The organism is Actinosynnema sp. NPDC023658 (assembly GCF_040639995.1).
In the GTDB taxonomy this organism is placed as follows: Bacteria; Actinomycetota; Actinomycetes; order Mycobacteriales; family Pseudonocardiaceae; genus Actinosynnema.
Genome location: NZ_JBFAAX010001194.1, coordinates 1 through 1,566, shown reverse-complemented (window position 1 = coordinate 1,566; position 1,566 = coordinate 1). Strand labels below are relative to the sequence as shown.

General features: G+C 72.2%; 1 protein-coding gene. It reads left to right on the top strand.

All coding sequences use genetic code 11. The features are described from left to right. Window positions 1–1,566: neuraminidase-like domain-containing protein (locus tag AB0G02_RS39465; protein WP_360805412.1), on the top strand; the 1,566-nt coding region annotated here is incomplete at both ends.

Genomic DNA, 1,566 nt, shown 5'->3' with positions numbered 1-1,566 from the left:
CCGCTACTCCGGCGACGACTACCGGCGGGTCGACGGCACCCGTCCGGAGCGGTTCCGGCAGCGGTGGTCCGCCGTGGCGGACTACCGGATGGACGACCTCCGCGCGATCTCCCGGTTCGCCGGCCTCGCCCGCGCCCACGACGGGCTGGCCGAGTTCCTCGCGACCGGCGCCGGAACGCAGCCGGACCCCTACGCGCGCCTCGCGGAGATCACCGGCTGGGACGTGGAGGACCTGCGGTGGCTCGTGCGCCGCCGCGCCGTGCTCACCGGCACGCCCGAGGACGACCGGGTCGAGCTGGAGCTGCTGTTCAAGCTGACCGACGTGTTCGCCGCAGCCGACGCGCTGGGCACCGGTGCGGCCACCGTCCACGACGTCTGGTCCGGGTTGCACGGTCCGGACCCCTCCGACGCCGCCACCGCCACCCTCCTCCACGACCTGCTGGCCCGTCGGCACGACCCGCGGGACTGGGCCGTGCTCTCCCGCCAGGTCCACGACGAGCTCAACGTGGCCGAACGCGACGCGCTGGTGCCCGCCGTGCTGGCCAAGACCGGCGTGGCCACCTCGCGCGAGCTGTTCGAGCAGTTGCTGATCGACGTCGACATGGGCAGCCGGGGCACGACCTCCCCGATCCGGGAGGCCATCGCGGCCACCCAGCTGTTCCTGCACCGCTACTTCCTGGACCTGGAGGAGGTCACGCCGGCGAGCGGGCAGGACCGGCAGGTGCGCGACCGGCTGCGCACCTGGTGGACCTGGATGCGCAACTACCGGGTCTGGGAGGCCAACCGGAAGGTCTTCCTCTACCCGGAGAACTACCTGCGCCCGGAACTGCGGGACGGCAAGACCCCCGCGTTCGAGGCGCTGGAGAGCGACCTGTTGCAGGGCGACATCACGCCCGCGTCGGTGGAGCGCGCCTACAAGCGCTACCTCGACGAGTACACCGAGGTCTCCCGCCTGACCATCGCGGGCGGCCACGTCTACACCGCGGGCGACGAGGACACCCGTGACCTGGTCCTGTTCGGCCGCACCCGGACCGAGCCGCGGCGCTACTACCACCGGCGCGCGCGGTTCCGCAGCGCCGACAAGCTCACCGGGTCGTGGCAGCCGTGGCACAAGGTGGACGTCCAGATCGACGCCGACGAGGTGCACCCGGTGCACGCGTTCAACCGGGTGTTCGTGTTCTGGACCACGGTGGAGGCCGTCGCGCCGGCCACGCCCTCGAGCACCACCCTGTCCACCCACGACCAGGGCGACAGCCGGCAGGTCACCGCGCCGCCCGCCACCGAGCAGGTCAGGATCCACTACTCGTTCCACAACCTGACCGGGGAATGGGTGCCGGCACAGGTGCTGACCGCGGACACCCGCGCCGACGGCACGATCTACGACGTCCGGCTGGCCGTCGAGGTGGCGGGCAGCCACTCCGACGACCCCGAGTCGATCGTCGTGGCCTGCACCTACTCGGTGATCACCACGACACCCGGTGAGGGTGACGCCCCGCCGACCCTGACCAGTTCGACGCAGGTCCGGACGTCCGCGCTGACCCCGGAACTGGTCGAGGTGCCGCCGCC